Origin of the sequence: Vibrio sp. 1731 (genome assembly GCF_033339955.1) — a bacterium.
In the GTDB taxonomy this organism is placed as follows: domain Bacteria; phylum Pseudomonadota; class Gammaproteobacteria; order Enterobacterales; family Vibrionaceae; genus Vibrio; species Vibrio alginolyticus.
In genome coordinates this window covers 63,746-90,150 of the sequence record NZ_JAWOVO010000007.1, presented here as the reverse complement: position 1 = coordinate 90,150, position 26,405 = coordinate 63,746, and the positions used below count along the sequence as shown (strand labels likewise).

The 26,405-nt window shown below is 45.0% G+C and carries 23 protein-coding genes and 2 tRNA genes; 21 read left to right on the top strand and 4 right to left on the bottom strand.

Going from position 1 to position 26,405, the window contains the following annotated elements:
* The first annotated feature begins 79 nt into the window (after positions 1 to 79).
* The 16 genes from ftsH (at position 80) to R7035_RS10075 (ending at position 17,421) form a co-directional block, all read left to right on the top strand.
* The gene (ftsH, locus tag R7035_RS10150; protein ID WP_017635895.1) at positions 80 to 2,053 is read left to right on the top strand and encodes an ATP-dependent zinc metalloprotease FtsH; all 1,974 of its coding nucleotides are present in this window, start codon (positions 80 to 82) and stop codon (positions 2,051 to 2,053) included.
* Between the two features lie 52 nt (positions 2,054 to 2,105).
* Positions 2,106 to 2,936, top strand: coding sequence for a dihydropteroate synthase (gene folP / locus R7035_RS10145; protein ID WP_017820419.1), 831 nt, complete (start codon positions 2,106 to 2,108; stop codon positions 2,934 to 2,936).
* Positions 2,937 to 2,955: 19 nt separating this feature from the next.
* Positions 2,956 to 4,296 carry a phosphoglucosamine mutase gene (glmM, locus tag R7035_RS10140; RefSeq protein WP_005388992.1) on the top strand — a complete coding sequence of 447 codons (1,341 nt, stop codon included), beginning with the start codon at positions 2,956 to 2,958 and terminating at the stop codon, positions 4,294 to 4,296.
* A 220-nt stretch (positions 4,297 to 4,516) separates the two neighbouring features.
* Positions 4,517 to 4,855 carry a preprotein translocase subunit SecG gene (gene secG, locus R7035_RS10135; RefSeq protein ID WP_005380080.1) on the top strand — a complete coding sequence of 113 codons (339 nt, stop codon included), beginning with the start codon at positions 4,517 to 4,519 and terminating at the stop codon, positions 4,853 to 4,855.
* A 16-nt stretch (positions 4,856 to 4,871) separates the two neighbouring features.
* A tRNA-Leu gene (locus R7035_RS10130) sits at positions 4,872 to 4,955 on the top strand.
* Between the two features lie 56 nt (positions 4,956 to 5,011).
* A tRNA-Met gene (locus R7035_RS10125) sits at positions 5,012 to 5,088 on the top strand.
* Positions 5,089 to 5,313: 225 nt separating this feature from the next.
* On the top strand, positions 5,314 to 5,769 hold the full coding sequence (gene rimP, locus R7035_RS10120) for a ribosome maturation factor RimP (protein ID WP_005386424.1): 456 nt from the start codon (positions 5,314 to 5,316) through the stop codon (positions 5,767 to 5,769).
* A 36-nt stretch (positions 5,770 to 5,805) separates the two neighbouring features.
* Positions 5,806 to 7,293: a transcription termination factor NusA gene (gene nusA, locus R7035_RS10115; RefSeq protein WP_005380084.1), complete on the top strand. Its 1,488-nt coding sequence runs from the start codon at positions 5,806 to 5,808 to the stop codon at positions 7,291 to 7,293.
* A 22-nt stretch (positions 7,294 to 7,315) separates the two neighbouring features.
* Positions 7,316 to 10,027, top strand: a complete 2,712-nt coding sequence (gene infB, locus R7035_RS10110; RefSeq protein WP_005380086.1) for a translation initiation factor IF-2 — start codon at positions 7,316 to 7,318, stop codon at positions 10,025 to 10,027.
* A gap of 114 nt (positions 10,028 to 10,141) precedes the next feature.
* Entirely contained in the window at positions 10,142 to 10,537 is a 396-nt protein-coding gene (gene rbfA, locus R7035_RS10105) for a 30S ribosome-binding factor RbfA (protein WP_005380087.1), read from the top strand.
* Positions 10,537 to 11,490, top strand: coding sequence for a tRNA pseudouridine(55) synthase TruB (gene truB, locus R7035_RS10100; protein WP_017820421.1), 954 nt, complete (start codon positions 10,537 to 10,539; stop codon positions 11,488 to 11,490). The genes rbfA and truB overlap by 1 nt, the downstream gene beginning before the upstream one ends.
* A 141-nt stretch (positions 11,491 to 11,631) precedes the next feature.
* A complete protein-coding gene (gene rpsO / locus R7035_RS10095; RefSeq protein WP_005380094.1) occupies positions 11,632 to 11,901 on the top strand; it encodes a 30S ribosomal protein S15 in 270 nt (89 codons plus the stop codon).
* 292 nt (positions 11,902 to 12,193) lie between these two features.
* Complete coding sequence (gene pnp / locus R7035_RS10090; protein ID WP_005380098.1) at positions 12,194 to 14,329, top strand: polyribonucleotide nucleotidyltransferase; 2,136 nt, start codon at positions 12,194 to 12,196, stop codon at positions 14,327 to 14,329.
* Between the two features lie 178 nt (positions 14,330 to 14,507).
* Complete coding sequence (gene nlpI, locus R7035_RS10085; RefSeq protein WP_005380101.1) at positions 14,508 to 15,428, top strand: lipoprotein NlpI; 921 nt, start codon at positions 14,508 to 14,510, stop codon at positions 15,426 to 15,428.
* A 99-nt stretch (positions 15,429 to 15,527) separates the two neighbouring features.
* Positions 15,528 to 15,950, top strand: coding sequence for a MarR family winged helix-turn-helix transcriptional regulator (locus R7035_RS10080; protein WP_005380103.1), 423 nt, complete (start codon positions 15,528 to 15,530; stop codon positions 15,948 to 15,950).
* A 124-nt stretch (positions 15,951 to 16,074) separates the two neighbouring features.
* Positions 16,075 to 17,421, top strand: a complete 1,347-nt coding sequence (locus R7035_RS10075; RefSeq protein ID WP_064376537.1) for an MATE family efflux transporter — start codon at positions 16,075 to 16,077, stop codon at positions 17,419 to 17,421.
* A gap of 53 nt (positions 17,422 to 17,474) precedes the next feature.
* Here R7035_RS10075 and R7035_RS10070 read toward each other — a convergent pair whose 3' ends face one another.
* The 3 genes from R7035_RS10070 to R7035_RS10060 form a co-directional block, all read right to left on the bottom strand.
* Positions 17,475 to 18,353: a U32 family peptidase gene (locus tag R7035_RS10070; protein WP_064376546.1), complete on the bottom strand. Its 879-nt coding sequence runs from the start codon at positions 18,351 to 18,353 to the stop codon at positions 17,475 to 17,477.
* A gap of 20 nt (positions 18,354 to 18,373) precedes the next feature.
* Positions 18,374 to 19,387 carry a peptidase U32 family protein gene (locus R7035_RS10065; RefSeq protein ID WP_064376538.1) on the bottom strand — a complete coding sequence of 338 codons (1,014 nt, stop codon included), beginning with the start codon at positions 19,385 to 19,387 and terminating at the stop codon, positions 18,374 to 18,376.
* Positions 19,388 to 19,520: 133 nt separating this feature from the next.
* The gene (locus tag R7035_RS10060) at positions 19,521 to 21,560 is read right to left on the bottom strand and encodes a bifunctional diguanylate cyclase/phosphodiesterase (protein WP_005380112.1); all 2,040 of its coding nucleotides are present in this window, start codon (positions 21,558 to 21,560) and stop codon (positions 19,521 to 19,523) included.
* Between the two features lie 363 nt (positions 21,561 to 21,923).
* On the opposite strand from R7035_RS10060, the gene R7035_RS10055 reads away from it, so the two are divergent.
* Together R7035_RS10055 and R7035_RS10050 are read left to right on the top strand one after the other, a co-directional pair.
* The gene (locus tag R7035_RS10055) at positions 21,924 to 22,451 is read left to right on the top strand and encodes an SCP2 domain-containing protein (RefSeq protein WP_005394645.1); all 528 of its coding nucleotides are present in this window, start codon (positions 21,924 to 21,926) and stop codon (positions 22,449 to 22,451) included.
* Entirely contained in the window at positions 22,435 to 22,938 is a 504-nt protein-coding gene (locus R7035_RS10050; protein WP_005380119.1) for a GNAT family N-acetyltransferase, read from the top strand. The genes R7035_RS10055 and R7035_RS10050 overlap by 17 nt, the downstream gene beginning before the upstream one ends.
* A gap of 62 nt (positions 22,939 to 23,000) precedes the next feature.
* Here R7035_RS10050 and R7035_RS10045 read toward each other — a convergent pair whose 3' ends face one another.
* Positions 23,001 to 23,447, bottom strand: a complete 447-nt coding sequence (locus tag R7035_RS10045; RefSeq protein ID WP_064376539.1) for a hypothetical protein — start codon at positions 23,445 to 23,447, stop codon at positions 23,001 to 23,003.
* Positions 23,448 to 23,606: 159 nt separating this feature from the next.
* On the opposite strand from R7035_RS10045, the gene R7035_RS10040 reads away from it, so the two are divergent.
* From R7035_RS10040 to prfC, 3 genes are all read left to right on the top strand, one after another.
* Positions 23,607 to 24,005, top strand: a complete 399-nt coding sequence (locus tag R7035_RS10040; RefSeq protein ID WP_064376540.1) for a DNA polymerase III subunit psi — start codon at positions 23,607 to 23,609, stop codon at positions 24,003 to 24,005.
* A gap of 12 nt (positions 24,006 to 24,017) precedes the next feature.
* On the top strand, positions 24,018 to 24,473 hold the full coding sequence (rimI, locus tag R7035_RS10035; protein ID WP_276463672.1) for a ribosomal protein S18-alanine N-acetyltransferase: 456 nt from the start codon (positions 24,018 to 24,020) through the stop codon (positions 24,471 to 24,473).
* Positions 24,474 to 24,758: 285 nt separating this feature from the next.
* The gene (gene prfC, locus R7035_RS10030; protein ID WP_005380123.1) at positions 24,759 to 26,348 is read left to right on the top strand and encodes a peptide chain release factor 3; all 1,590 of its coding nucleotides are present in this window, start codon (positions 24,759 to 24,761) and stop codon (positions 26,346 to 26,348) included.
* The last annotated feature ends 57 nt before the right edge of the window (positions 26,349 to 26,405 follow it).

Here is a 26,405-nt window from a genome sequence, read left to right as displayed (position 1 = left end):
ACTATAGCTACAGTTAATGAACTGTAGTACCCTACCTTTAATTACAATTAGTTATCGAGAGGCTTACACCTTGAGTGACATGGCAAAAAATTTAATTCTGTGGCTTGTTATCGCCGTCGTATTGATGTCGGTATTCCAGAGCTTTGGCCCTGGAGAAAGCAATGGCAGAACCGTGGATTACACCACGTTTGTACAGGAAGTTGGCCAAGGCCAGATTCAAGAAGCAACTTTTAAAGACGGTGAAATTAGCTTTGTTCGTCGTGGCGGCGGTGCCAAAATGGTCACTTACATGCCAGTGTATGACCAAAAGCTTCTAGATGACCTAATTAACCAAAACGTGAAAGTACAAGGCACGCCTCCAGAAGAGCAAAGCTTGCTTGGTACTATCTTCATCTCTTGGTTCCCAATGATCTTACTAATTGGTGTATGGATTTTCTTCATGCGTCAAATGCAAGGCGGCGGTGGTAAAGGCGCCATGTCTTTTGGTAAGAGCAAAGCTCGAATGATGAGCGAAGAACAAATCAAGACAACTTTTGCTGACGTTGCTGGTTGTGACGAAGCAAAAGAAGACGTGAAAGAGCTGGTGGACTACCTACGCGATCCAAGCCGCTTCCAAAAACTGGGCGGTAAGATTCCAACGGGTGTTCTAATGGTTGGTCCTCCTGGTACGGGTAAAACGCTTCTAGCGAAAGCCATTGCCGGTGAGGCGAAAGTACCATTCTTTACTATCTCTGGTTCTGATTTCGTAGAAATGTTCGTTGGTGTTGGTGCATCTCGTGTGCGTGACATGTTTGAACAAGCAAAGAAAGCTGCACCTTGTATCATCTTTATCGATGAGATCGATGCGGTAGGTCGTCAACGTGGCGCAGGTGTTGGTGGTGGTCATGATGAACGTGAACAAACACTAAACCAAATGCTCGTTGAGATGGATGGTTTCGAAGGTAACGAAGGTATTATCGTTATCGCTGCGACTAACCGTCCGGACGTGCTAGACCCTGCGCTACTGCGTCCTGGTCGTTTTGACCGTCAAGTGGTAGTTGGTCTTCCAGATGTACGTGGCCGTGAACAGATCCTAAAAGTTCACATGCGTAAGGTCCCTCTAGCGGGTGATGTAGAGCCTTCTCTCATCGCACGTGGTACTCCAGGCTTCTCTGGTGCTGACCTAGCAAACTTAGTTAACGAAGCAGCCCTGTTTGCTGCGCGCGGTAACAAGCGCAACGTTTCTATGGTTGAGTTTGAACTGGCGAAAGACAAAATCATGATGGGTGCTGAGCGCCGTTCAATGGTGATGTCTGAGGAAGTGAAAGAGTCAACCGCATACCACGAAGCGGGTCACGCGATTGTTGGTCGCTTGGTTCCTGAACACGATCCAGTGTACAAAGTGTCTATCATTCCACGTGGTCGTGCGTTGGGTGTAACAATGTACCTTCCAGAGCAGGACCGCGTGAGTATGTCTCGCCAACACCTAGAATCAATGATTTCTAGCTTGTACGGTGGTCGTTTAGCAGAAGAACTTATCTACGGTGCTGACAAAGTATCAACCGGTGCTTCTAATGATATCGAGCGCGCAACAGATATTGCTCGTAAGATGGTTACTCAATGGGGTTTCTCTGAAAAGCTTGGCCCTCTGCTGTATGCAGAAGATGAAGGCGAAGTGTTCTTAGGGCGTAGTGTAACTCAGACTAAACATGTGTCTGACGATACAGCGAAGTTGATTGATGACGAAGTTCGTCAGATCATTGACCGCAACTACGATCGTGCGAAGAAGATTCTTCAAGAGAACATGGATATCATGCATGCGATGAAAGATGCGCTGATGAAGTATGAAACCATTGATGCTCGCCAGATTGATGACTTAATGGAGCGCAAAGCTGAAATTCGTGAGCCTGCGGGCTGGAGTGATAACTCAGCAAGCAAACCAGAAGACAGCGACAAGCCTCAAGCAAAGCAAGAAGTTAAAGAAGAAGCAACGGAGACTGCGAAAGATGCAGAACAGCCTAGCTCTTCTGAAACAACTTCTAACGAAGCGCCTGAAAAGAAAGACTCTGAATAAAGAGTATCGATAATATTAAACCCCGAGTTATCTCGGGGTTTTTGTGTTTATGATGATGATTACAGCAAATAACAAATCTTTGGACCTTTCGCGTCCACATGTCATGGCCATTCTAAATGTGACACCGGATTCCTTTTCGGATGGCGGTAAATACAACTCAATTGAACTTGCTCTTGCTCAAGTTGATAAAATGATAAAGGCTGGTGTAAGTATTGTTGATGTTGGTGGTGAATCAACAAGACCTGGTGCACCGGATGTGTCTTTGGAAGAAGAGCTTAGGCGTGTTGTCCCAGTAATCAAAGCCATTCGTGAAAAATATGATGTATGGATTTCCGTTGACACCAGTAAAGCAGAAGTGATGCGTCAAGCAATTGATGCTGGGGCTGATTTGATCAATGACATCCGCTCGCTGCAAGAGCCAGGTGCTCTGGAAGTCGCAGCAGAAGCAAACCTTCCAATTTGTCTGATGCATATGAAAGGTCAGCCTAGGACCATGCAAGTTGACCCTCATTATGATGATTTAATGGGGGACGTGTCGGCTTTTCTAGAAGAACGTATCGCGGCGTGTGAAGCAGCAGGGATTGATAAATCTCAACTGATTCTCGATCCTGGGTTTGGCTTTGGCAAAACAATCGAACACAATTATCATATGCTTGCTCATCTTGAAAAGTTTCATGAATTCGGCCTGCCTATTTTGGCTGGCATGTCTCGTAAATCCATGATCTTCAAACTGTTAGACAAGCCAGCGGCAGAGTGTACGAACGCAAGTGTCGTTTGTGCTACGATTGCCGCGATGAAAGGCGCGCAGATCATTCGCGTGCATGACTTTGAAGAGACAATCGAAGCGATGAAAGTTGTTGAGATGACGAAAAACAATATTTAAAAATAATAAAGGAAAGTTTATGTCGAATGAAAGACGTTACTTTGGTACTGACGGTGTGCGCGGTAAAGTAGGACAATACCCAATCACTCCAGACTTCGTACTTAAGCTTGGCTGGGCTGCTGGTCGTGTACTAGCGAAACAAGGCACAAAGAAAGTTATCATAGGTAAAGATACACGTATTTCAGGTTATATGCTTGAATCTGCACTAGAGGCTGGCCTTGCAGCTGCGGGACTTAAAGCAACATTTACTGGTCCCATGCCAACTCCAGCTGTGGCATATTTAACTCAGACTTTCCGTGCCGAGGCTGGTATTGTGATTTCTGCATCACATAACCCATATTACGACAACGGCATTAAATTCTTTTCTTCTGAGGGTACTAAGCTACCTGACGATATCGAATTGGCGATCGAAGCTGAGTTAGATAAAGAAATTGAATGTGTGGAGTCTGCTGAGCTTGGTAAAGCAACCCGCCTAAATGATGCAGCTGGTCGTTACATCGAATTCTGTAAGAGTACTTTCCCATCTGAGTTGAGCCTTGCGAACTTTAAGATCGTAGTAGACTGTGCGCACGGTGCAACGTACCACATCGCTCCAAATGTTTTCAAAGAACTTGGGGCAGAAGTTATCGCTATGGGCGTAGAGCCTAACGGCATCAACATTAATGAAAAAGTGGGCGCAACAGACGTACGAGCTCTTCAACAGCGTGTTGTTGAAGAGCAAGCGCATCTTGGTCTCGCATTTGATGGTGATGGTGACCGCATCATTATGGTCGACCACCTAGGTAACAAAGTTGATGGTGACCAAATTGCTTATATCATCGCTCGTGATGCACTTCGTCGTGGTGAGCTAAAGGGTGGTGTTGTTGGTACACTAATGACTAACTTGGGTATGGAAAATGGTTTAAAGCAGCTAGGCATTCCGTTTGTACGTGCTGCTGTTGGTGACCGTTATGTCATGGAGCAACTGCTAGAAAAAGGTTGGAAAATTGGTGCTGAAAACTCAGGCCATGTGATCTTATTAGATAAAGTCACAACCGGCGATGCGATTGTTGCTGCACTTCAAGTACTTGCTTCTGTAATTGGCAGCGATATGTCTTTATATGAACTATCGCAAGGAATGACATTATATCCTCAGGTTTTAGAAAATGTCCGTTTCTCAGGAGAAAGTAACCCTCTTGAAGCTACAGCTGTATTAAACGCTGTCGCTGAAGTAGAGGCGACACTTGGTGATAAAGGGCGTGTACTGCTGCGTAAGTCTGGCACTGAGCCTTTGATCCGCGTTATGGTGGAAGGCGAAGATGGTGAACTAGTTCAACACTCAGCATTGAAAATCGCTGAGGCTGTTAAAGCAAGTTGTTAATCATTGCGTTAAAGCATGTCTTGAATGAAAAGGGCATCTTTTGCCCTTTTTTTGAGCGCTTAACGCATTGGCATTGATTTTTTACTAATTTTCCCTTGTCAGCGTTACTGGCTTTCGCTAGTATTGCTCCGCCTCCCGTTAGGAGGTCGCTAGCCTTGTTCATTATGATTTGTTCTTTTGAACGGCGCTGGCTCAACAATTTGGAACATAGGTGGAAAAAATGTTTTCAGTTCTACTTGTGATTTACCTGTTGGCAGCGCTTGGTGTGATTGGCCTTGTGTTGATTCAACAAGGTAAAGGCGCAGATATGGGAGCCTCGTTCGGTGCTGGTGCTTCAAACACAGTGTTTGGTGCTGGCGGCTCAGGTAATTTCTTAACCCGAACAACTGCTATTTTAGCAACCGTATTCTTTATCGTTAGCTTGTTACTTGGTCGTATGTCTACGCACCAGACTGAATCACAATGGGTAGACCCAACGTTAGGTCAACCAGTTGTCGAACAAGTTAAGGATGCAGCGAGTGAAGTTCCTGCCCCTGCGGGTGATGAAATTCCTCAATAAGCTGTAAGGTTTTGATGCCGAGATGGTGAAATTGGTAGACACGCTAGCATGAGGTGCTAGTGCCTTAGGTGTGAGGGTTCGAGTCCCTCTCTCGGCACCATGTATTTACAAACTTGTAAATCACTTGTTTGCGAGTATAATGCTCAGCAAGTCGGACGCGGGGTGGAGCAGCTTGGTAGCTCGTCGGGCTCATAACCCGAAGGTCGTCGGTTCAAATCCGGCCCCCGCAACCAATCTCTTTCTTTAAAAGGAAATCGTAGATTGGCAAGTTTGCGTAGTGCTAACCACACTACGAGTTAAGAAAAGCAATTGTTGGCTATTCTTAACGTATCAGGGTCCAGCAGCATAAAACCCCGACTATCGGGGTTTTTTGTTATCTGAGCTTTTTGAAATAGCTCAGATACTGCTTGGTTTTTTGATTGGGCTCTGAGCCCTTTTTTTGTTTCTGGAGTGGTTAAATGACTGGTTTAGAAAGACAACTTACTGAAATGCTTGACGCGCCAGTAGCGGCATCAGGTTATGAGTTAGTTGGATTAGAATTCATTCGTGCAGGCGCGCACTCAACGTTACGTATCTACATTGACCATGAAAATGGTATTAACGTAGACGACTGTGCAGAAGTTAGCCACCAAGTTAGTGCAGTTTTAGACGTTGAAGATCCAATTTCTGTTGCTTACAGCCTAGAAGTGTCTTCTCCAGGTTTAGAAAGACCACTTTTTAAAGCAGCACATTACGAGCAATTTATTGGTCACGAGGTCAGCATCGTATTGAAAATGGCTGTAGCAAACCGTCGTAAGTGGAAAGGTATTATCCACGGTGTTGATGGCGAAACAGTGACAATTACTGTAGACGGTCAGCAAGAAGAGTTTGCTCTAAGTAACATTTCCAAAGCTAACCTGATCCCTAAATTTTAGTTCCCTAAAAAAGTTTAAGCTTAGAGGCTAAATACAATGAGTAAAGAAATTTTAGCGGTAGCAGAAGCGGTATCGAACGAAAAAGCGGTACCTCGTGAGCGTATCTTTGAGGCTCTTGAGATTGCTCTAGCAACTTCTACAAAGAAAAAATACGAAATCGAAATCGACGTACGTGTTGCCATTGACCGTAAAACCGGTGAATTTGTAACTTACCGCCGTTGGTTAGTTGTTGATGACGTTGAGAACCCTACAAAAGAGATCTCACTAGAAGCAGCGCAATACGAAGATGATTCAATCGAGCTTGGCGACTACGTAGAAGACGAAATCGAATCAGTAACGTTTGACCGTATTACGACTCAAACTGCTAAGCAAGTTATCGTACAAAAAGTTCGTGAAGCTGAGCGCGCACAAATCGTTGAACAGTTCATCGACAATGAAGGTGATCTAATCACTGGTGTCGTGAAAAAAGTAAACCGTGACACAATCGTGCTTGATCTTGGTAATAACGCTGAAGCGGTAATCCTGCGTGATGACCAACTTCCTCGTGAAAACTTCCGTCCAGGCGACCGCGTACGTGGCCTTCTTTACAAAGTCGCGCCTGAAGCACGTGGTTTCCAATTGTTCATCACTCGTTCTAAGCCAGAAATGTTGGCAGAACTGTTCCGTGTTGAAGTGCCTGAAATCGCAGAAGATATTATCGAGTTGAAAGGCGCAGCACGTGATCCTGGTTCTCGCGCTAAGATCGCTGTCAAAACAAATGACAAACGTATCGACCCTGTAGGTGCGTGTGTTGGTATGCGTGGTGCACGTGTACAAGCTGTTTCTGGCGAACTTGGTGGTGAGCGTATCGATATCGTTCTTTGGGATGATAACCCAGCTCAATTCGTTATCAACGCAATGGCGCCAGCTGATGTTGCTTCTATCATCGTTGATGAGGATGCACACTCAATGGACATCGCAGTTGAAGCTGACAACCTAGCGCAAGCTATTGGTCGTAACGGTCAAAACGTGCGTCTAGCATCTCAACTAACAGGTTGGGAACTGAATGTTATGACAGTTGCTGATCTTCAGAAGAAACACGCTGAAGAATCACAAGCATCTATTGAAAACTTCATGAAGTACCTAGATATTGAAGAAGACTTCGCTCAACTTCTTGTTGAAGAAGGTTTCTCAACGCTAGAAGAAATCGCATACGTGCCAGTTAACGAGCTACTAGAAATCGATGGTTTGAATGAAGAACTAATCGAAGAGCTTCGTGGACGTGCAAAAGATGCACTAACGACGATCGCACTAGCACAAGAAGAGTCTTTTGAAGGTCTAGAACCAGCTGAGGACCTACTTGCACTTGAAGGTCTTGAGCGTGAGATGGCATTTAAATTGGCAGCGAAAGGTGTAGCGACACTGGAAGATCTTGCTGACCAAGGTATTGACGATTTAGAAGGTATCGAAGGCCTGACCGAAGAACGTGCAGGTGAGCTAATTATGGCCGCACGTAACATCTGTTGGTTCGGCGAAGAAGCATAATTTTCGGCAAGGAGGAAGCGGCATGACACAATTAACAGTTAAAGCACTGAGTGATGAGATTGGTACGCCAGTCGACCGCTTGATTGAACAACTTGCTGACGCTGGCATTAAAAAGGCGAGCTCTGACAATGTTACTGATGAAGAGAAGCAGAAGCTTCTCTCTCATTTAAAGAAAGAACACGGTGATAAATCAGGTGATTCAGAGCCGACTCGCCTTACGCTTCAGCGTAAAACTCGTAGTACACTTAGTGTGAACGCGGGTGGTGGTAAGAGTAAGAATGTTCAGGTTGAGGTGCGCAAAAAACGTACATACGTGAAGCGCAGCACAATTGAAGATGAAGCGAAACGTGAAGCTGAAGAAGCAGCACAACGTGAAGCAGAAGAAGCAGCAAAACGTGCAGCAGAAGAAGCTGCAAAACGTGAAGCTGAAGAAGCTGCAAAACGTGAAGCTGAAGAAGCTGCAAAACGTGAAGCGGAAGAAAAAGCGAAACGTGAAGCTGAAGAAAAAGCGAAGCGAGACGTAGATACGAATGCACAACGTAATGCTGAAGAAAAAGCAAAGCGTGATGCTGAAGAGAAAATTAAGCAAGAAGCAGCGCGAAAAGAGGCCGACGAGCTTAAACGTCGTCAGGAAGAAGAAGCTAAGCGTAAGGCTGAAGAGGAAAGTCAGCGCAAGCTTGAAGAAGCTCGCGAATTGGCTGAAAAGAATAAAGAGCGTTGGTCTGCTGCAGAAGAGAAAAAGGGTGATATGGAAGATACAGATTACCATGTAACGACTTCACAATACGCACGTGAAGCCGAAGATGAAGCAGATCGCAAAGTAGAAGGCGGTCGTCGTAAGAAGAAAAAAGCAGCTTCGGGTAAAGACGACCAAGCTCGCGGTGGCCGTAACAACCAACGTGGCGGTAGAGGTCGTAAGGGCAAACTTGCTAAGCCGACTTCAATGCAGCACGGGTTTGATAAGTCAGCAACGGTTGCTAAGCAAGACGTTGTAATTGGCGAAACGATCGTTCTATCAGAACTTGCTAACAAGATGTCGGTTAAAGCGACAGAAGTTATCAAAGTAATGATGAAGATGGGCGCTATGGCGACTATCAACCAAGTGATCGACCAAGAAACAGCACAACTTGTTGCTGAAGAAATGGGCCATAAAGTAGTTCTTCGTAAAGAGAACGAACTGGAAGAAGCGGTACTATCTGACCGTGACACTAACGCGGAAGCAGTTCCACGTGCTCCAGTTGTTACTATCATGGGTCACGTTGACCACGGTAAAACGTCAACACTTGACTACATCCGTCGCACACACGTTGCTTCTGGCGAAGCGGGTGGTATTACTCAGCACATTGGTGCGTACCACGTTGAAACAGACAACGGCATGATCACGTTCCTTGATACTCCTGGACACGCAGCGTTTACTGCAATGCGTGCTCGTGGTGCTCAAGCGACAGATATCGTTGTTCTTGTAGTTGCAGCAGACGATGGCGTAATGCCACAAACAGTAGAAGCGATTCAGCACGCGAAAGCGGCAGGCGTTCCTCTAATTGTTGCTGTGAACAAGATCGATAAAGAAGACGCGAACCCAGATAACGTTAAGAACGAGCTTGCTCAATACGACGTTATTCCTGAAGAGTGGGGCGGTGAGAACATGTTCGTTCACATCTCTGCTAAACAGGGTACAAACATCGATGGTCTTCTAGAAGCAATCCTTCTTCAGTCTGAAGTTCTTGAACTTACAGCTGTAGCTGAAGGCATGGCATCTGGTGTTGTTGTTGAATCTCGCCTAGATAAAGGTCGTGGTCCAGTTGCAACAGTACTTGTTCAATCAGGTACACTAAACAAAGGCGACATCGTTCTTTGTGGTCAAGAATACGGCCGTGTTCGTGCAATGCGTGATGAGCTAGGTAAAGAAATTACTTCGGCTGGCCCATCTATCCCTGTAGAGATCCTAGGTCTTTCAGGTGTACCATCTTCAGGTGATGAAGCAACAGTAGTTCGTGACGAGCGTAAAGCGCGTGAAGTAGCTAACTACCGTGCTGGTAAGTTCCGTGAAGTGAAACTTGCTCGTCAGCAGAAATCTAAACTAGAGAACATGTTCTCTAACATGACTGCTGGTGAAGTTGCTGAACTTAACGTTGTACTTAAAGCAGACGTTCAAGGTTCTGTAGAAGCAATCGCAGACTCACTAGTTAAGCTATCTACTGACGAAGTTAAAGTGAACATCGTTGGTTCTGGTGTTGGTGGTATTACGGAAACTGACGTAGTACTAGCGGAAGCTTCAAACGCAATCATCCTTGGCTTTAACGTTCGTGCAGATGCTTCTGCTCGTCGTGCTGTTGAAGCCGCAGCTGTTGACTTACGTTACTACTCAATCATTTACCAATTGATTGACGAAGTGAAACAAGCAATGGGCGGTATGCTTGCTCCAGAATTCAAGCAAGAGATCATTGGTCTTGCTGAAGTTCGTGACGTGTTTAAGTCACCGAAACTGGGCGCTATCGCTGGTTGTATGGTTACAGAAGGTGTGATCAAGCGTAACAACCCAATCCGTGTACTACGTGATAACGTTGTTATTTACGAAGGTGAACTAGAGTCACTGCGTCGTTTCAAAGATGACGTTCAAGAAGTTAAGAATGGCTACGAATGTGGTATCGGCGTTAAGAACTACAATGATGTTCGCGTTGGTGACCAAATCGAAGTCTTCGAAATCGTTGAAATTAAACGTACTCTAGACTAATTGACTAAAATTACTAATATTGTCTTTGAAAGATAAGTAGTAATTGGTTGTTGAATACACCATGGGGGGCTGGCTTTGACCAACCCCCCATTCTTTCTATATAAGAGTAAAGATATGTCAAAAGAATTTAGCCGCACGCAGCGCGTTGCACAGCAGCTGCAAAAAGAACTAGCGATGATCCTTCAACGTGAAGTTCGTGACTCTCGCCTTGGCATGGTGACGATCTCAGACGTAGAAGTCTCTCGTGACCTAGCTTACGCAAAAGTATTTGTGACCTTCCTATGTGTGGGTGAGCAAACACCTGAATCATGTCTAGCAGCGCTACGTGAGCACGAAGTGCACATTCGCATGATGTTAGGTAAGCGTATTCGTCTACGTTTAACGCCAGAAATCCGCTTCCACTATGACAATACGCTTGTTGAAGGTATGCGTATGTCTAACCTAGTGTCTGAAGTCGTTAGTTCAGACAAACAAAAGCAAAAAGATTCTGGTCGTGAGGACGAAGAATAATGGCTCGTCGTCGTAAAGGTCGTCCAATTAATGGCGTTATACTGTTGGACAAACCAACAGGTATCTCTTCCAATGATGCACTGCAAAAAGTAAAGCGAATCTACTTTGCTGAGAAAGCAGGCCACACTGGAGCCTTGGACCCATTAGCGACAGGCATGCTGCCAATTTGCTTGGGTGAAGCGACAAAATTTTCTCAGTTTCTTCTTGATTCTGATAAACGCTACCGTGTGATCGCAAAGCTGGGTGAACGTACCAATACGTCTGACTCGGATGGTGAAGTTGTAGAGACGCGTCCAGTCGATGTTACGTTAGACAAGCTAGAAGCGTGCATCGATCAATTCCGTGGTGAATCTGATCAAGTGCCTTCCATGTTCTCTGCGTTGAAGTATCAAGGTAAACCCTTGTATGAATACGCTCGTAAAGGCATCGAAGTTCCGCGTGAATCTCGTAAGATCACGGTATATGAGATTGTTCTTCACCGTTTTGAAGGCGATGAAGTAGAGATGGAAGTGCACTGCTCTAAAGGTACCTATATTCGTACTATCGTTGATGATCTGGGCGAAATGTTAGGTTGTGGTGCGCACGTAACTATGCTTCGTCGTACTGGTGTTGCTAAATACCCTTACGAGAATATGGTAACACTTGAGCAACTAAATGAGTTGCTAGAGCAAGCTCACCGCGAGGAACGAGCGCCTCGAGAACTACTGGACCCACTGCTTTTGCCAATGGATACAGCGGTAGAAGACTTACCAGAAGTCAACTTGGTGCCTGAACTGGCGGATATGGTCCAACATGGGCAGCCCGTTCAAGTATTTGGTGCTCCGACAGAGGGCTCACTTCGCCTTACTATGGGTGAAGAACGCTTGTTTATTGGCGTTGGCGAAATGAACGAAGATGGCAAAATCGCTCCTAAGCGATTGGTCGTGTTCCGAGATGACGTTGCATCCAAGTAAATGATTGAAAATACCGACCTGAGTGTCGGTATTTTTATATTGCACGAGATAGGAAATTTCCCTATAATCCGCGCTTCGCGTAGCGGCTGAATCAGAGATTGGCTGCTACAACTTTAAACCTACTCTTATTAGGAGAGAATTATGTCTCTGAATGCAGAAACTAAAGCAGCAATCGTTGCAGAATACGCACAAGGCGAAGGCGACACTGGTTCACCAGAAGTTCAAGTAGCTCTACTTACAGCTTCTATCAACCACCTACAAGGTCACTTCAAAGCGCACAAAGGCGATCACCACAGCCGTCGTGGTCTTCTACGCATGGTTTCTCGTCGTCGTAAGCTTCTAGATTACCTAAAAGGTAAAAACCTAGCTCGCTACCAAGACCTAATCAAACGTCTAGGCCTACGTCGCTAATCAGCGACTGCATAGCAGTTTGTCTAAAAAGGGGCTTTATGCCCCTTTTTTGTTGCCTAAATTTAGCCAAATTAGACTTATGCCGTTATAATACTGGCGGCTAAACCTTGTAAGAGGTTTTCTCAAAAGCTCATAGCATTACAGTCAACCACGTCGACCAAAAGGTCGCGACTATTCAAAAGGAACTTCCGAGTTTCTTTTTACTAGTCGCGATTCGTAATGCCTTGAGTGTCAATTAACACATCTAAGATTTCTTTAAGCACTAAAGGAAGATTAGAAACAAGGAATAACAATGTTCGAAAAACCAGTTGTTAAAACGTTCCAGTACGGTAACCACACAGTTACTTTAGAAACTGGCGTTATTGCACGTCAAGCTACAGCAGCAGTTATGGTCACAATGGATGATACGTCTGTATTCGTATCTGTTGTAGGTAAAAAAGAAGCCGTTGCAGGTCAAGACTTCTTCCCACTAACGGTTAACTACCAAGAGCGTACTTACGCTGCGGGTAAAATCCCAGGCGGCTTCTTCAAACGTGAAGGTCGTCCTTCTGAAGGCGAAACGCTAACAGCTCGTCTAATCGACCGTCCAATCCGTCCGCTATTCCCAGACGCGTTTAAAAACGAAGTTCAGGTTATCGCGACAGTAATGTCTGTAAACCCAGATGTTCAGCCAGATATCGTTACAATGATCGGTACTTCTGCTGCTCTTGCTATCTCTGGCATTCCATTCAACGGCCCTATCGGTGCGGCGCGTGTTGGTCATATCGATGGTCAGCTTGTACTTAACCCTAGCCAAACTGAACTAGAAACTTCTAAGCTTGACCTTGTTGTTGCAGGTACAGAGTCAGCAGTACTGATGGTTGAGTCAGAAGCGGACAACCTAACTGAAGAAGAAATGCTAGCGGCGGTTGTTTATGGTCATGACCAACAACAAGTTGCTATTCAAGCTATCAACGAATTCAAAGCAGAAGTTGCAACTCCTGCTTGGGATTGGGTTGCTCCTGAAGAGAACACAGCGCTTAAAAATAAGATTGCTGATCTAGCAGAAGCTAAACTTGTTGAAGCTTACCAAATTACTGAGAAAATGGCTCGTTACGACCGCATCCATGAGATCGCTGCGGAAGTAAATGAAGTTCTTCTTGCTGAAGATCCTGAAGCAGACACAAAAGAAATCCACACTATCTTCCATGATCTAGAGAAGACAGTAGTACGTAGCCGTATTATTGCAGGTAACCCTCGTATCGATGGCCGTGAAAAAGACATGGTTCGTGCACTAGATGTACGTACTGGTGTTCTTCCTCGTACTCACGGTAGCGCGCTATTCACTCGTGGTGAAACTCAGGCGATCGTTACTGCAACGCTAGGTACTCAGCGTGATGCTCAAATCATCGATGAGCTAACTGGTGAGCGTAAAGATCACTTCCTACTGCACTACAACTTCCCTCCATACTGTGTAGGTGAAACTGGTTTTGTAGGTTCTCCTAAGCGTCGTGAAATCGGCCACGGTAAACTGGCGAAGCGTGGTATTGCTGCAGTAATGCCTTCTGTTGATGAGTTCCCATACACAGTACGTGTTGTATCGGAAATCACTGAATCTAACGGTTCATCTTCAATGGCTTCAGTATGTGGTACTTCTCTTGCACTTATGGACGCAGGTGTGCCAATCAAAGCATCTGTTGCTGGTATCGCAATGGGTCTTGTTAAAGAAGGTGACGATTTCGTTGTACTTTCTGACATCCTTGGCGATGAAGACCACCTAGGTGACATGGACTTTAAAGTAGCAGGTACTAACACTGGTATCACTGCACTTCAAATGGACATCAAGATCGAAGGCATCACTAAAGAAATCATGCAAATTGCGCTTAACCAAGCTCAAGGCGCACGTAAGCACATCCTATCTGTAATGGATGAAGCAATCTCTGGTGCTCGTGAAGACATCTCTGAATTTGCTCCGCGTATTCACACGATGAAGATCAGCGCTGAGAAGATCAAAGACGTTATCGGTAAAGGTGGTGCAGTTATCCGTGCTCTAACTGAAGAGACTGGTACAACTATCGAAATCGAAGACGACGGTACTATCAAGATTGCGGCAACTGAAGGCACTGCTGCGAAAGAAGCTATCCGCCGTATCGAAGAGATCACTGCTGAAGTTGAAGTGGGCCGTATCTACACAGGTAAAGTTGCACGTCTAGCAGACTTCGGTGCATTCGTAACGGTTCTTCCAGGCAAAGATGGTCTTGTACACATTTCTCAAATCGCAGAAAAACGCGTAGAGAAAGTGTCTGACTACCTAGCTGAAGGTCAAGAAGTTCAAGTTAAAGTTCTTGAAATCGACCGCCAAGGCCGTGTACGTCTAAGCATGAAAGAAGCGGTAGAAAAGCCAGCTGAAGAAGCTGCTGCTGAAGCACCAGCTGCTAAAGACGAGTAAGACAAAATGAGACTTTCAGCCTTTTATTAGATTAAGGGCCTGAAAGCATGTTATAAAAGGGGAGCATTTTCGCTCCCCTTTTTTGGTTTGTTTCGATGTATTAACCTCAAACGAGGTTATCGCCTATATTGCATTAAGAGAAATAAATCTTGAGCGGTCCAAACAGGAGTATCAATTAGTGAAATGGTTTCAAACCGCAATTTTATGTGTTGCTATCGCGCTGACCGGTTGTGCAAATACTTCTCAACAATCAGCACAAAAGTGGTTATATCCACCGATGGCGGTGCCACTTCAGCCTAGTGTTCAACAAGAAGTACAAATCGCGCGTCTCTCGCAGTTGCTACAACGTCCCGACCTTAGTGATGAAGTGCGCGCTAAAATGCATTATGAGCGCGGTAGCTACTACGACAGCGTTGGTTTACGTGATCTTGCCCGTTTGGACTTTAACCAGTCTTTGCAGTTGAATCCTGCTCAGCCGGACATCTTCAATCTTTTGGGAGTATACTTTACCCAAGTAGGAGAGTTTGATGCGGCATATGAAGCGTTTGACTCGACCATAGAGTTGGCTCCTGATAATACCTATGCTGAGCGCAACCGTGCGATTGCACTGTATTATGGTGGCAGAATCGATCTCGCTTTAGAAGATATGACCAAGCATTATCAAGAAATGCCAACGGATCCTTTTCGTTCATTATGGCTGTACATCATCGAAGCTGAGCAAAATCCAGAGCAAGCAAAAGCCAATCTTCAACAGCGTTATTTACGAGATCGTAGTGAAGAGTGGGGATGGGTTCTTGTTGCCATCATGCTACGAGACGTCTCGGACGAAGACGCGCTTAAAGCAATTATGGATGGAACGAGAGAGAACTATCGCCTAGCTGAACGATTGACGGAAACGTATTTCTACCTTGGAAAGCGTAATCAGCTTGAAGGTGATATCGCAAGTGCCATCTCACTTTATAAGCTCGCGATTTCGTTCAACGTTTACGATTATGTTGAGCATCGCTATTCTTTCTTGGAGTTGGCGCAAATTTACGATCAATTACAGCAAGATAGATTGGCCAAGTTAAAGGCTGCCAAGAAGCTGGAAATTGAATGATTTAGAGCCGCTCGATGAGAGCGGCTTTTTTTATGATTGAACTTGATGAGTGACTCATTTAAAATAGTTAGTCTTGCTAACTAAGTGGTGGTGGCTTTTATGGCATTAGAAGAAAGCTTGATTGATTTAGAGCGTTTTTGCGCCAAAGCTTGGCGTGTCTATGCCAAAGAAGATCCATTATCACATCTAAGCTTTAATGAGTTCGATTATTTACGTGTGATTCAGGTTTACCCTGAGGGTGTGCGAATAACCGATCTTGCAGAAGAGCTGCAAGTGACTAAGCCTTCCGCATCGACAATGGTTGTGCGTTTGGAAAAAAAGGGTTTGGTGAAACGCATCGCATGTAATGAGGATGCTCGTGCTAAGCGTGTGTTGCTTACGGAAGAAGTCGCAGAAAAAATGTCTTTGGAGCAGGTAGTGTACAAAGATATCTCTGACCAAATGATGCAACAATTAAATCAGCAAGAAGCTGAACAGTTACAAGCTTTATTGAATAAAGCATTGAGTAATAAGTCATTTTAAACTAAAGCAAAGGCCTCAGCTGTATGGTTTAGTTTTTGTTGTTTCATCTTTCTTTTATTTAATTTAACCATTTAGTTAGTCTTGCTAATTAAATGGTTAGCTTTGCTAACTACTGGTGACAGTCATGCAAAACTCAATTTATAGACAGTTTTGGAAATATACGATTCCAACCGTCGCAGCAATGCTCGTAAACGGTTTGTATCAAATAGTTGATGGCATTTTTATTGGCCGTTATGTTGGCGCTGACGGATTAGCTGGGATCAATGTTGCGTGGCCTATTATCGGTTCGATCCTCGGTATAGGAATAATGATTGGGGTGGGGACTGGCGCGCTGACTTCGATCAAGCAAGGAGAGAACGATCATGAAGGCGCTAAGCGAATCCTAACGACCGGATTGACGTTGTTAGCGGCATTGATGCCGGTCGTTGCTACAATATTGTTCTTGTTTTCGGATGAATTTATTCGCTGGCAAGGTGCGGAAGGGCGAGTGTTTGAACTTGCGCTGCAATATTTGCATATTCTGATTGTCGCGTGCGTATTCACGTTGGGTTCTATCGCAGTTCCGTTTCTGTTACGCAATGACGACAGCCCGAACTTAGCAACGATTTTGATGGTCATCGGTGCCGTTATTAACATCGTATTAGACTACGTATTTATTGCTTGGTTGGAGTGGGAGTTAACCGGAGCCGCTATTGCCACTGCACTTGCACAATTAGTGGTCACTGTGCTCGGTATTGGTTACTTCTTTACTTCAAAAGCAACATTACGCCTTCGTATCCGCGACTTCAAAGTTCAGGTTGATGCTGCACCAAAGATTATCATGATAGGTACATCAAGTTTCTTTATGTACGCCTACGGCTCTGTGATGGTGGCACTGCACAACGCGTTATTTGCTCAATACGGAAGTGCAATGTTGATCGGAGCGTACGCCATTTTGGGGTACATCGTGACGGTTTACTATCTGATAGCCGAAGGAATTGCGAATGGTATGCAGCCTTTAGTGAGCTTCAACCACGGTGCACGTAATCAGGAGAACATCAGAAAGTTATTAAAGGTCGCGATGGGGACATCTGTGCTTGGTGGGGTGGCGTTCGTTGTTTTGATGAACCTTTTCCCGTACGAACTGGTTGCGGTGTTTAATAATGCTGACCAACAGTTGATTGATAGCACTGTGATCGGGATTCGTTTACACATGTTTGCGTTGTTCTTAGATGGTTTTTTAGTTGTGGCGGCCGCGTACTATCAATCAGTAAACAAAGGCAGCAAAGCTATGTTTGTAACACTAGGCAACATGCTGGTCCAGTTGCCATTCTTATTCATTATGCCGAAACTTTTCGGCGTGACAGGCATTTGGTTAGCTTTCCCATTGTCTAACATTGCATTGAGTTTGGTCGTGATCAGTATGTTGTGGCGAGATGTGAAAAAGCTGCTTAATGAAACTTCGGCTGAGCCAACAGTGCAAGCCTGTTAACAATGGCTGATAGAGAAAAGCGAGGTTGGGCCTCGCTTTTCTTTTTTGGGGAGCTAAATGTTTTTTACTTCTAAGCCAGCTAGCTGATGCCAATAGCCATTGCATTGGCGGCTTTCAAGTTTTTCAGGGTTGTCGCCGTGCTCGTTTGAGCGAAAATGCTCTAACTCAGAAAGTGTACTCACACCGAGAGGGCTTAATCGGACCACATCAACTAGGCCTTGCATACTTGGTAAGTCATTGATCAGGTTATAACAATACCCTGATTGCGTTTGAATGCCGTTAAGGTTAAAGACTTCTTGTCCTTCTTGGCTGCTGACCTGGATACCCGTAGGGTATTTGATACAGCAGGTTTCGCAATCGTCTTTCGCTAGGTTTTCAGCTCGGGCTGTGAAACAGCGAGCGGAATATGCTAAAGGCAAATAACCGTGGCTAAATACCTCAACTTCAAACTTGTTACGAATACCAAGCTCGTCACACTGAACCAAAGTATCGTTTAACCATTCGCGAGAGAGCTCGACAGGCATGCACCAACGCATCATACCTTGCTTCAAAAATAAGTTGAGCGTGTGTGCGTTATAAGTATTGATTGCAGGGCCAACGACGAAAGGCACTTTATGCTCTGATGCCAATTGAACAGCAGATACGTCATTTGCTTCAATCGCGAAGTCACCGTTGTCGATGTACTTCCTCATTATGTTTACTTCACTCGGAGCTTCTAGTAGTGCCATTGTTGATAGCACCACTTGCTTGCCAGATGCAGACAGCTCTTTTGCGATTTCAAGCCAATGCGAAGGCTTCATTTCTCGACGTTTTGAACATACGGTTTCCCCAAGATAGATGATGTCCGCGGAGCTTGATTTCGCTTGTTCATAAAACGCTTCGATGTCTTGTTTTGGCCAGAAGTACAACAGCGGGCCAAGCGCGTATTTCATTGAATTATCCATCTTAACCTCTACTGCCATTTGCGGTGATAAGCACCAAGTGTGGTCTGCGTACCTTCAGACACGTTTGCCAATGCGGCATCCCAAGCCGCTTCGACTTGGTAAGCTTCTGGGTTTGCTTGGTAACGGTCAATCGCGGCTCGCCATGTTCGAGTGACTTGTTCTACGTAAGCAGGGCTACGTTGGCGACCTTCAATTTTTACAGACGCCACATTTGCAGCAAATAGTTCTGGCAGCATAGAGAGGGTGTTCAAACTGGTTGGTTCTTCCAGTGCGTGGTAGCGTTTTTTCTCGCCTTCGATTTCTGCTTCGAAACGACCTTTACACAAGGTAGGGTAGCCCGCATTTTCACCGGCGCTGTAGCGATCGATCAAAATGTCGTTAAGGCGGGATTCCAGACCATTTTCTGTTTCTTGCCAGCGAACGTACTTAGCTGGAGAGCATGCTCCCACAGTGTTTGGAGACTCGCCTGTCATGTATGACGATAGGTAGCAGCGACCTTCAGACATGATGCAAAGGCTACCAAAAGCAAAGACTTCTAACTCGACATCGCTAGTGATGTTGCGTGAGAGCTGTTTGACCTGATGAATCGATAAAACGCGGGGTAGCACTACCCGTTTTACGTTGAAGTTTTGTTTGTAAAAATCAATGGCTGCGACGTTGGTCGCTGATGCTTGCACTGAAAGGTGTAGTTCCAGATGGGGATATTTGCGAGCCGCGTACTCCAGCACTGCAATGTCTGCAACAATCAGCGCGTCTACACCCAGTGCCGCTGCATTGTCTACTGCGTTCGTCCAGCGCTCGAAGCCATTGGGATGAGCGAAGGTATTCAACGCGACATGAATTTTTTTATTGCGGTCATGAACGTATTGCACCGCTTTTTCTAATTTCTTGCCGTTAAAGTTGAGGCCAGCAAAGTGACGGGCGTTGGTATCATCTTTGAAACCAATGTAGACGGCATCGGCACCGCAATCAATCGCAGTTTTTAACGCAGGCAGGTTACCCGCGGGACACAAGAGTTCCATATGCTCACAATCATTGAAAATAAAAAGGTGTCCGCATTTTATGAAGAATTATGAATAGCGAAATTGACCTAAGTTAGGTTTAGCTCAATAAAGTCGATATTTACCCCTTGCGAGTAAGGGTATCGGGTCGAGGTTAGTTCTTGTGACGACGATTCTGTACAAACAGCTCTTCAATTTCATGTTTTGGCTGCGGGCGATAAAAATGGAATCCTTGAATCGCATTACATTGAAGGTTAGAGAGCAGGGTCGCTTGCTGGTGGGTTTCCACCCCCTCGGCAACGACAGTTAAGTCGAGCGACTTACCTAGGTTAATGATGTTTTCAATCACAGTGACTTGTTTCGGTAGTGTGTCGATATCATTAATAAAAGCGCGGTCGATTTTTAGCTCGTCAATAGGGAAACGCGCTAAGTAAGAAAGAGAAGAGTAGCCGGTACCAAAGTCATCGATAGAGAGAGCGAAGCCAAGCTTTTTAATCGCATTCAACATTTGCAGTGTATGTTCGCTATCACTCATCACGGCACTTTCGGTTAGCTCGAAGGTAATGCAGCTTGGATCAAGCTCGGTAGTGCGAAGCAGCTTTTCCATAAAGTCGATCAGCTGTGGGTTGCCAAATTGCTCGGGAGAGAGGTTGATGGCGACACGGCCTGGCAGTATGCCTTGTTGCTTCCAACGTTTTACCGTATTGAAAACATCACGCATCACGACACGTCCAAGGTGTTCTATTAACCCAGCGCGCTCGGCGACAGGAATGAATGAGCCAGGACTAATGTACCCTTCGACTGGATGCTTCCAACGAACGAGCGCTTCTGCGCCGTTGATACTGAAGTCTCGCGCGTTAACCTTAGGTTGATACCACACTTCCAAACCGTTCTGCTGCAATGCTTTTTGCAGTTCGATTTCAAGCCACAAACGCATACGCGCTTCTTTGTTCATTTGATCGTTAAATTTGATCAGACGATTTCTACCACGATCTTTGGCTTCATACATCGCAGTATCGGCATTTTGTAGTAGGATTCGCGCATCTTGTCCGTCTTCAGGGTATCGAACGCTACCAATTGAACAGGCAAGGCGTTTACTGAAGTGGTGCAAGTCGAAAGGTTGGTTGATCAACGAGATAATGCGATCGGACAAAATTTCAGCCATGCGGGTGTTTTCTGGCTCCGGCAGAATGACGCCAAACTCATCGCCACCCAAATGACCAATAATCGCTTGGTTTGGTAGTAACCGTTTAAGACGGGCCGATACCTCTTGAATCACTTTATCGCCAATATGGTGACCAAGTGAGTCATTAATGTTTTTGAAGTTATCGATATCCAAATAGAACACCAGAAGCGGTGTTTGCTTTTTGATCAGCTGTTCCAAACGTTTGGTGAAGCCAAAGCGGTTGTAGAGTTTGGTGAGCGAGTCAATGTGTATGTCTTCATTCGATGCAGAAGACAGGTTTTTGGGCGCATCATCAGCATCTTGGATTAGGATAATTTGAGATTCGCTACCTAATATCGCCGTGGAATCCGCGTGTAGCTGAACTTTCCGTTCAAAGCCGCATCTTGCACTGGTTAAGCAGACAAAAGGTTTGTCAGAAATTAATGTACTCAATCGATGACTAAATACCTTTTTACTGTTTTCATCGATGAATAAACGACTTAGCTCTTCGCCCAACAATTCATGAGGAGAGTTAAGTCCGAGAAGGCGCGCTGATGCGGGGTTCGCAGAGATGACAATATCATCTTCGATAAGCAGTAAGCCGTCTGGTAGCAGTTGTGTTAACTTCGCAAACTTACTTTCGGACTCTTCTAAGGAGCGAACGAGTATCTGCTTTTCTGAAGTATCGACAGCGTGAAAAACAACAAAGCGAATGTCGTTACCTTCAAAAACTGGCGAAAGACTAAAGTGAAGACTGGTTTCAAGGTCGGTTTCATCGAGCGTGATTTCGGCTTCGACATGTGCCCCTTTGAACGCGCGCTGATAGTATGGTGCAAGCTTCTTATAAAACTGTTCACCCAGCACTTGGCAATCGTTTAAGCCGACGATTTCCTCATGACTTAAACCTGCGATATCGCAGTAACGGTCACTTACCATTCGATAATTGTGTTTTTTATCAAGAATGGCAAAGAAGAAAGGGCTATTTGAGGTTAGCGTGGCAAACCAATGTTTTAATTGCTGGGAAGGCATTAGGGTATTACCGATCTCCAATGAGCCAGATTATTCGTCCGTGTATAAAAAGCGACACCCTGATAAGCCTGCGGCGGTCTACCACCAAGCTAAAGTGTTACCTGCCATTAAAGGGCTCGCGGTTTTAGCTGTGCAGTCGACAATCACATGGATACGCTCAGATAACTATAACTTTGAAAATACGGTTGTAAAAGTGTTTATCCACCTGTTCGCATCAATAATACACGTAAGTTCAAAAAAAGAAGCGTTAGTGAGCAATAAGCCACCAATCTAAAATAAGCACTTTATTGATACATAACAGTAATCTCATCGCCACGATTGCTTAATATAAGCAACCTAATGACAAAGTAACGGATAATGAACGTGTTAAACAAGATTCGCAGTCAACTAGTAAAGAACGCAGCTAATATTTTGCGTTCTCCAGTCCAGTTATTACCACAGCCAATTCAGCAAAAAGCGTTGCTGGAAGGGCTAAAAATGGTGTTTAAAGAAGCCTTGGAAGATGGTGACTTTGAGTTCCTTGAAGACAAGTGGTTAAAAGTTGCGATTAAAGACTTGAACTTAGCATGGTACATCAGCTATCAAGACGAAAAATTGGTGGTAGCTGAAAAACCAGTTCAGGAAGATGTGAGTTTTAGTGGTAATCTAAACGACCTAGTACTGATTGCTGGTCGTAAAGAAGACCCTGACACACTGTTCTTCCAACGTCGCCTTTCAATTGAAGGTGATACTGAGCTTGGCTTAGAAGTGAAAAACTTAATGGACAGTGTCGACTTAGAGCAGTTACCGAAAGCAATGCAAGTCGCTTTGAATCAATTGGCTGATTTTGTTCAGAAAGGAGTTCAAGCGCCTGCACAACCAACCGGAGTAGCGAATGCTTATTCGAACTGAAGCCCCAGCGGACATTCTTACCATTGACCGCTTATTGAAACACGCCTTCCCGACGGAAGCTGAAGCTGAGCTTGTGATGCGTTTGCGCGAAAACAGCAAATTCACGCTTTCCTTAGTCGCGTGTACAGATGAGGGAGAGGTGATAGGCCATGCTTTATTTAGCCCTGTGACCTTAAATGGTGAAGATTTGTCATGGCAAGGGCTAGCGCCATTAGCTGTTCATGAAGATTACCGTCGCCAAGGCATCGCTGCAGAGTTGATCAAAGAAGGTTTTGATTCACTGCGTGATTTTGGCTACCCAGTGTGTGTGGTGTTGGGCGATCCTGATTATTACGCGCGCCAGGGTTTTCAATCATGCGACGAGATGGGCTTTGAATGTGCTTGGGATGTCCCTAAAGGTGCATTTCGAGTCGCAGAGTTGGTCGAAGGTCAATGTGCTGGACGCTCCGGACGCATAGACTATGCGCCAGAGTTCTCTGAACTGTAAATGAAAGAAGCCCACGACTAAGTGGGCTTCTTTCTTATTCACTGAAAACTGAGATAGGGAGGTTAGGATGACTGGTTACTTTTCTTTTTGCCCCAGACCTCTATTTTCGCTTTTTTACTTACCCCTAGCAGGCTAAGTTTTGTGCTTCCCCAGCTACTGTAAGTCATTTCAATCCGTTTTAGCTTGGCTTCTTTTGTACCTGGAAGGCTCCAGGCACGAGTCGACAATCCGCTTGTTAGTACGCCCATAGAGGAAAGCTTTTTCTCACTACCATCTGTCATGACGACTTTTAAACCATTAATGTCTACCGTTCCTTGCACACATTTTAGTTTTATTTTACTGAAGCTTCGGTTTCGGAATAGGCTATTTGGTGTCACGGTATCTGTTTCTGTATGAAAGTTAACGGTTTTCGTTGCAATCAGCTCCCACTCATCGCTGTTATTAGCAAAAACACTCACGCTGGTGGCGGCTACCAGTGTGCAAAGTAGTAGCGTATTTAAGAATTTCATAATGTACCTCATATGTCATACCCAATGTGTGGCCGTTGGCAAAACGCTATGTTCAGGAATATCCAAACCATCTCATTGTGTTCAGGTGTTCCTTGAAGTCCTTTAGGTATAATCGCGATAATTTGATAGGATTGCCCTCGTTCAAATAGGTGACGGAAAATGTCAATTAACGAGAAACAGTATTTACGTGAAATGGGGATCAGCACATGGGAGCTGGTACACCCTGAAAGACTGGAAGGCTATCAATCGCCATTATTGGATTTGCAAAGTTCATGTAAACTCCTATTGGTATCGCCAATATGTCCAGAAAACGAGACGGCATTGATGTTTGAGCGCGTATTAAAAAGCATTAAGCTCACGCTTGATGATGCGCTACACCTAGAGCCTGAGCGCTTATCCATGCTGGGTGAACATCAGCTAGAGTGGGTGTGGTTTGCAGGCTGTGAGGCTGATCAAAGCATCAAGGCAAAGCACCTGGTCTCGCCACTATTACAAGATATTGATGGTAATAACGAACAGCGCCGCGCATTGTGGCAACAAATCTGTTCGTACTCTTAACGGAGCTAATGCGTGACAATTGAAATTACGCCGATGCGTGCAGAGCACCTCGACCAAGTTTGGCAAATCGAGCAGCAAGCACATTCTCACCCTTGGGCCGAATCTTTGGTTCGTGACTTATCCAGTCGCGGTGCTTGCCATCATGTGATGCTGGAAGGCTCTCAAGTGGTTGGTTACTTCTATGGACAGAATATTGTTGGAGAAGTGACACTATTAAATATTGCAGTAGCGCCTTCTCAACAGGGCAGAGGGCTAGGGCAAAAATTGCTGGACGCGTTTATTGAATACTGTGAACAAGCCAAAGCAGAGAGTGCTTGGTTAGAAGTGCGTGAAAGTAATCACCCAGCTATCCATATTTATGAGCAAGCAGGTTTTAATGAAGTGGACCATCGTTACAACTATTACCCAGCTAAATCGGGAAATGGTAAGGAAGACGCCATTATCATGAGTTACTTATTTTTGAGTTAGTTTTAGGCCGTTACTAATTACCTCATCAACACTTATGCTTTAAATGCGTATCCGGATTCGAGGCTTTTGAATATGTAATAACAATTTTTTGAATTTTTACATCTCTTTGTGTGGCGCTGGCTTTCCCTTGTTAGTTGCAGGTAAAGGCTGGTGAGCCGAGTAAATTCAGTTCATGTCTTTCCAGTTTGCTAGCACAGCGATAATAAGCGAGAATACCGCACAATATCGAATAGTAGATATGCTTGCCTATTTTGTGAGCATGAAAGTAATTTAGAAGATTAACTAATGTCAAATCCCCTTTTTTTAGGCGAAGTGTCTAAGCGCAGAACGTTCGCTATTATTTCTCACCCGGATGCGGGTAAAACCACCATTACTGAAAAAGTCCTTTTATTCGGAAACGCGATCCAAAAAGCAGGTACGGTTAAAGGTCGTGGTAACGCACAGCACGCAAAATCAGACTGGATGGAAATGGAAAAAGAACGTGGTATCTCGGTAACCACTTCTGTAATGCAGTTCCCTTACAATGACTGTCTGGTAAACCTACTTGATACGCCTGGACACGAAGACTTCTCGGAAGATACATACCGTACGTTAACGGCAGTAGACTCGTGTTTGATGGTTATCGATGCGGCGAAAGGTGTCGAGGATCGTACACGTAAGCTGATGGAAGTAACGCGTCTGCGTGACACGCCAATCGTAACCTTCATGAACAAACTTGACCGTGACGTTCGTGATCCAATGGAAGTATTGGACGAGGTAGAAAACGAGTTGGGCATGATGTGTGCGCCAATTACATGGCCAATCGGCTGTGGTAAAGAATTTAAAGGTGTGTACCACATTCACCGTGATGAAACGATTTTATACGAATCAGGTCACGGTCATGAGATTCAAGAAGTTCGAATCATCAAAGGTCTCGATAACCCAGAGCTTGATGAAAAAGTTGGTGCAGGCCTTGCGGAAAGTGTTCGAGAAGAGCTTGAGCTTGTTATGGGTGCTTGCCCTGAGTTTGATTTGGAAATGTTCCTAACAGGTGATCTTACGCCAGTTTACTTCGGTACTGCATTAGGTAACTTTGGTGTGGATCATATGCTAGACGGTCTAACTGAATGGGCTCCAGCGCCGAAAACTCGTCAAGCGGTTGAACGTGAAGTTGAAGCGACTGAAGAGAAGTTCTCTGGTTTCGTATTTAAGATCCAAGCGAATATGGACCCAAAACACCGCGACCGTATCGCATTCATGCGTATTGTATCGGGTACTTACACGCAAGGTATGAAGATGAACCACGTTCGTCTTGGCAAGCAAGTGAGTATCTCTGATGCAGTAACCTTTATGGCTGGTGACCGTGCACGTGCAGAACACGCTTACGCCGGAGACATCATTGGTCTACACAACCACGGCACTATTCAGATTGGTGATACCTTTACGCAAGGTGAATCACTGAAGTTCTCTGGTATTCCGAACTTCGCTCCGGAATTATTCCGTCGTATTCGCCTGAAAGATCCACTAAAGCAGAAGCAGCTTCTCAAAGGTTTGGTTCAGCTATCAGAAGAAGGTGCGGTACAGGTATTCCGTCCTCTACAGAACAACGATCTGATCGTTGGTGCCGTTGGTGTACTTCAGTTTGATGTTGTTGTGGCTCGTTTGAAGTCTGAGTATAACGTTGAAGCGATTTATGAAGGCATTAACGTTGCAACTGCGCGTTGGGTTGAGTGTGGTGATGCGAAGAAACTGGATGAGTTCCAACGCAAGAATCAAGCGAACTTAGCATTGGATGGTGGTGATAACCTAACGTATATCGCTCCAACAATGGTTAACTTAAACTTAGCGAAAGAGCGTTTCCCTGACGTTGATTTCCGTGCGACGCGTGAGCACTAATTTGGCGCGGTTAGGGTAAGCCGTAACGCAAACTAGATTTTAAAACGCCCTTGGCTA

Excerpts from the sequence above, each read along its gene's own strand:
- R7035_RS10065 (WP_064376538.1), bottom strand. The coding sequence starts at position 19,387 with ATGGAACTCTTGTGTCCCGCGGGTAACCTGCCTGCGTTAAAAACTGCG.
- truB (WP_017820421.1), top strand. The coding sequence starts at position 10,537 with ATGGCTCGTCGTCGTAAAGGTCGTCCAATTAATGGCGTTATACTGTTG.
- R7035_RS10075 (WP_064376537.1), top strand. The coding sequence starts at position 16,075 with ATGCAAAACTCAATTTATAGACAGTTTTGGAAATATACGATTCCAACC.
- secG (WP_005380080.1), top strand. The coding sequence starts at position 4,517 with ATGTTTTCAGTTCTACTTGTGATTTACCTGTTGGCAGCGCTTGGTGTG.
- ftsH (WP_017635895.1), top strand. The coding sequence starts at position 80 with ATGGCAAAAAATTTAATTCTGTGGCTTGTTATCGCCGTCGTATTGATG.
- R7035_RS10070 (WP_064376546.1), bottom strand. The coding sequence starts at position 18,353 with ATGAAATACGCGCTTGGCCCGCTGTTGTACTTCTGGCCAAAACAAGAC.
- R7035_RS10040 (WP_064376540.1), top strand. The coding sequence starts at position 23,607 with ATGTCAATTAACGAGAAACAGTATTTACGTGAAATGGGGATCAGCACA.
- glmM (WP_005388992.1), top strand. The coding sequence starts at position 2,956 with ATGTCGAATGAAAGACGTTACTTTGGTACTGACGGTGTGCGCGGTAAA.
- pnp (WP_005380098.1), top strand. The coding sequence starts at position 12,194 with ATGTTCGAAAAACCAGTTGTTAAAACGTTCCAGTACGGTAACCACACA.
- R7035_RS10050 (WP_005380119.1), top strand. The coding sequence starts at position 22,435 with ATGCTTATTCGAACTGAAGCCCCAGCGGACATTCTTACCATTGACCGC.
- rbfA (WP_005380087.1), top strand. The coding sequence starts at position 10,142 with ATGTCAAAAGAATTTAGCCGCACGCAGCGCGTTGCACAGCAGCTGCAA.
- folP (WP_017820419.1), top strand. The coding sequence starts at position 2,106 with ATGATGATTACAGCAAATAACAAATCTTTGGACCTTTCGCGTCCACAT.
- rpsO (WP_005380094.1), top strand. The coding sequence starts at position 11,632 with ATGTCTCTGAATGCAGAAACTAAAGCAGCAATCGTTGCAGAATACGCA.
- rimP (WP_005386424.1), top strand. The coding sequence starts at position 5,314 with ATGACTGGTTTAGAAAGACAACTTACTGAAATGCTTGACGCGCCAGTA.
- R7035_RS10060 (WP_005380112.1), bottom strand. The coding sequence starts at position 21,560 with ATGCCTTCCCAGCAATTAAAACATTGGTTTGCCACGCTAACCTCAAAT.
- nusA (WP_005380084.1), top strand. The coding sequence starts at position 5,806 with ATGAGTAAAGAAATTTTAGCGGTAGCAGAAGCGGTATCGAACGAAAAA.
- infB (WP_005380086.1), top strand. The coding sequence starts at position 7,316 with ATGACACAATTAACAGTTAAAGCACTGAGTGATGAGATTGGTACGCCA.
- R7035_RS10045 (WP_064376539.1), bottom strand. The coding sequence starts at position 23,447 with ATGAAATTCTTAAATACGCTACTACTTTGCACACTGGTAGCCGCCACC.
- prfC (WP_005380123.1), top strand. The coding sequence starts at position 24,759 with ATGTCAAATCCCCTTTTTTTAGGCGAAGTGTCTAAGCGCAGAACGTTC.
- R7035_RS10080 (WP_005380103.1), top strand. The coding sequence starts at position 15,528 with ATGGCATTAGAAGAAAGCTTGATTGATTTAGAGCGTTTTTGCGCCAAA.